The organism is Caulobacter sp. (genome assembly GCF_049283275.1).
GTDB lineage: Bacteria > Pseudomonadota > Alphaproteobacteria > Caulobacterales > Caulobacteraceae > Caulobacter.
In genome coordinates this window covers 1-2,758 of the sequence record NZ_JBAPVS010000114.1, presented here as the reverse complement: position 1 = coordinate 2,758, position 2,758 = coordinate 1, and the positions used below count along the sequence as shown (strand labels likewise).

At 65.6% G+C, this 2,758-nt stretch carries 4 protein-coding genes; 3 read left to right on the top strand and 1 reads right to left on the bottom strand.

The features are described from left to right. Positions 1 to 103: 103 nt before the first annotated feature. Positions 104 to 1,417 carry an NAD(P)/FAD-dependent oxidoreductase gene (locus tag WAL33_RS05485; protein WP_422179267.1) on the bottom strand — a complete coding sequence of 438 codons (1,314 nt, stop codon included), beginning with the start codon at positions 1,415 to 1,417 and terminating at the stop codon, positions 104 to 106. Positions 1,418 to 1,570: 153 nt separating this feature from the next. On the opposite strand from WAL33_RS05485, the gene WAL33_RS05480 reads away from it, so the two are divergent. The 3 genes from WAL33_RS05480 to WAL33_RS05470 form a co-directional block, all read left to right on the top strand. Then, positions 1,571 to 1,906: an ArsR/SmtB family transcription factor gene (locus WAL33_RS05480; RefSeq protein ID WP_422179265.1), complete on the top strand. Its 336-nt coding sequence runs from the start codon at positions 1,571 to 1,573 to the stop codon at positions 1,904 to 1,906. Continuing rightward, positions 1,906 to 2,232: a rhodanese-like domain-containing protein gene (locus WAL33_RS05475; RefSeq protein ID WP_422179263.1), complete on the top strand. Its 327-nt coding sequence runs from the start codon at positions 1,906 to 1,908 to the stop codon at positions 2,230 to 2,232. Before WAL33_RS05480 ends, WAL33_RS05475 begins: the two co-directional genes overlap by 1 nt. Before the next feature lie 37 nt (positions 2,233 to 2,269). After that, positions 2,270 to 2,758: biotin/lipoyl-binding protein (locus WAL33_RS05470; protein WP_422179261.1), on the top strand; the 489-nt coding region annotated here is incomplete at its 3' end.

Here is a 2,758-nt window from a genome sequence, read left to right as displayed (position 1 = left end):
CCATTTCGGTGCGTTGAACAGGCCTGGAAACAGACGTGCTGCAAGTGCGATTCAACGCCGGCGTGGTCCACCGCCGCCGGTCAGACGGCGGTGGACAGCTCGTTCATTGCTGAACTGGGAAGACCGGTTCCAGCGCGGCGGCCTTCACCTTCTCCATGTTGATCTGCCTGAGCAGCACTTTCTCATAGAACGGCTCGCTCCTGCCGATGCGGATCTTGTGCAGGAAGTATTTCTCAAAACCGACCTTCGCGAGATGCACCCAGGCGCCACTCGCCGACCAGTTGACGTTGCGCGGCGGGATCTGCGGCTGCGCCACGAAGGCCACGCCCCCGTCGCCGAAATCGGCCAGGCAGATGGCGTTCCAGGTGGCTTCGTGGGTGGCGGGCTTGCCCTCGACGATCGCCTTGAAGTTCTGGGCGATGGCCGTGACCATGCTCTCGATCATGAAGCCGGTCTTGGGCACGCCCACCGGCACCGGCGTCTTGCCGGTCGGGGCGATGGCGACGCAGACTCCCAGGGCCATGACGTTCGGATAGGTCGGATTGCGCTGGTGTTTGTCGACCAGGATGAAGCCGCGCGGATTGGTCAAACCGCTGATCCCGTGAACCGCCGCAACGCCGCGGAAGGCCGGCAGCAGCATCGAGTAGGAGAACGGCAGGTCGTGAGTCACCTTGACGGCGCCATCGTCGGCGATCTCCTCGACATGCATCATCCCGGCCTCGACCGAGGCGACCTTGGCGCTGGTGATCCATTTGATATGCCGCTGGCGCATCTCGCTTTCCAGCAGGCCCTTGGTGTCGCCCACACCGTCCAGGCCCAGGTGGCCGACATAGGGCTCGGAGGTGACGAAGGTCATCGGCACCTTGTCGCGGATCTTGCGGCGCTTGAGCTCGGTATCGAGGATCATGGCGAACTCATAGGCTGGGCCAAAGCACGACGCCCCCTGCACCGCGCCGACGACGATCGGACCGGGGTTTTCCACGAAGCGGTCGAAGGCCGTGGCGGCGGCTTCGGCATGATCGACGTGGCAGATCGATTGGGTAAAGCCGCCATGCGGACCAAGGCCCGGGATCTCGTCGAAGGCCAGCTCAGGCCCGGTGGCGATCACCAGATAGTCGTAGTCGAGCAATACGCCGTCGGTCAGTTCGAGTTGATTGCGCTCGGGCATGACCTTGGCCGCGCCGACCGGGCGAAAGGCGATGCCCCTCTTTTGGAACACCGGCGGCAGCTTGACCTCGATGGCCTCGCGCTTGCGCCAATGGACGGCGACCCAAGGATTTGACGGCACGAAATGGAAGGTGTCGCCCTGCGACACCACTTCGACCTCGGCCGCGTCGCCGACAGCCTGCTTGATCTCGAAGGCGGCGATAGCGCCGCCCAGTCCAGCGCCCAGAATGACGATGCGTGGCTTGGCCATGATCTTGCTCCTCCAACGCCGTGGTGCGGAGCCCAGAGTGGCTCATTCCATGCGGCCGACTTTTGATACGGATCAGCTTTTGTCCGACGCCCCGGCCTAGGATCACCGTATCGACCCTTGACTGAATATTCTAACTCACGCATATACGCAACTATGAATTTTGAGCCTCACGCCCTCAAGGCCTCTGCGGACGACGCCTGCGCCCTGCTCAAGGCGTTGGCCAATCCGCATCGGCTGATGATCGTCTGCGCGTTGATTGACGGCGAGCAGTCGGTGGGCGCGCTCGCCCATCTGCTTGGGGTTCGCGAGACCCTGGCGTCGCAACATCTGGGCCTGCTGCGCCGCGACGGCGTGGTGGCCGCCCGGCGCGATGGCCAGACCATCTATTACGACCTCCGCAGCGGTCAGGCCCGCGCCCTGGTCGAGACCCTGTCCCGTCTATTCTGCGCGGTTCCCGAAACCGCCGCCCCCTCCAAGGAGACACATTGATGTTCGGATCGCCCAAGACCAAGGACCTGACCGCCCATCAAGTGAAGGCCGCCCTCGACGCCCGGCAGATCCTTCTGGTGGACGTGCGTGAGCCGGCCGAGTTCGCCGCCGAGCACATCGCCGGCGCGGTCAATGTGCCGCTCTCGAGCTTCGATCCCAAGGCCCTGCCAAGCGCCGACGGCAAGACCCTGGTGCTGCAATGTGGGTCGGGCAAGCGCTCGGCCACGGCGGTTGATCACTGCCGCAAGGCCGGTCTCGTCATCGACACCCACCTGACCGGCGGGATCATGGCCTGGAAGGCCGCCGGCCTGCCGACCGTTCGATAGTCGGCAGGCAAAAACAGAGACATCTGGAGGGGACGCCATGACGGCGCGGCCATATCTGATCAGCGTCTTGGGAGCCGCCTTGCTGCTCAGCGCCTGCGGCGAGTCCAAGGAGGCTGCGGCGCCGACGGCCAAGACAGCGCCGGCGGCGGATCGCCTGACCATCCGCGCCCAGACCGTGGCCGACCTGAAACCGGTTCCAGCCACCCTCACCACGCGCGACATGGCCGAGGCCCGTGCGCGAATTTCAGGAACTCTGGCGGCCTTAAGCGTCAAGGAAGGCGATGTCGTCCGCCAGGGCCAGGTGATCGGTCGGATCAAGGATGATCGGCTGGCCCTGCAAACCGGAGCGTTCGACGCCCAGGTCGCCGCCGCCGCCGCCGAGGCCGCCCGCGCCCAGGCCGATCTGGCCCGAACCCGCGACCTCTTCTCGCATGGGGTCTACGCCCAGGCCCGCCTGGATCAGGTCGAGGCCCAGGCCAAGGCCGCCAACGCCAACCTGGCGGCGGCGCGCGCCCAGCGCGGGGCC

What these genes read in the sequence shown, in the direction of transcription:
- WAL33_RS05475 (WP_422179263.1), top strand. Translation starts at nt 1,906, where the DNA reads ATGTTCGGATCGCCCAAGACCAAGGACCTGACCGCCCATCAAGTGAAG.
- WAL33_RS05485 (WP_422179267.1), bottom strand. Translation starts at nt 1,417, where the DNA reads ATGGCCAAGCCACGCATCGTCATTCTGGGCGCTGGACTGGGCGGCGCT.
- WAL33_RS05480 (WP_422179265.1), top strand. Translation starts at nt 1,571, where the DNA reads ATGAATTTTGAGCCTCACGCCCTCAAGGCCTCTGCGGACGACGCCTGC.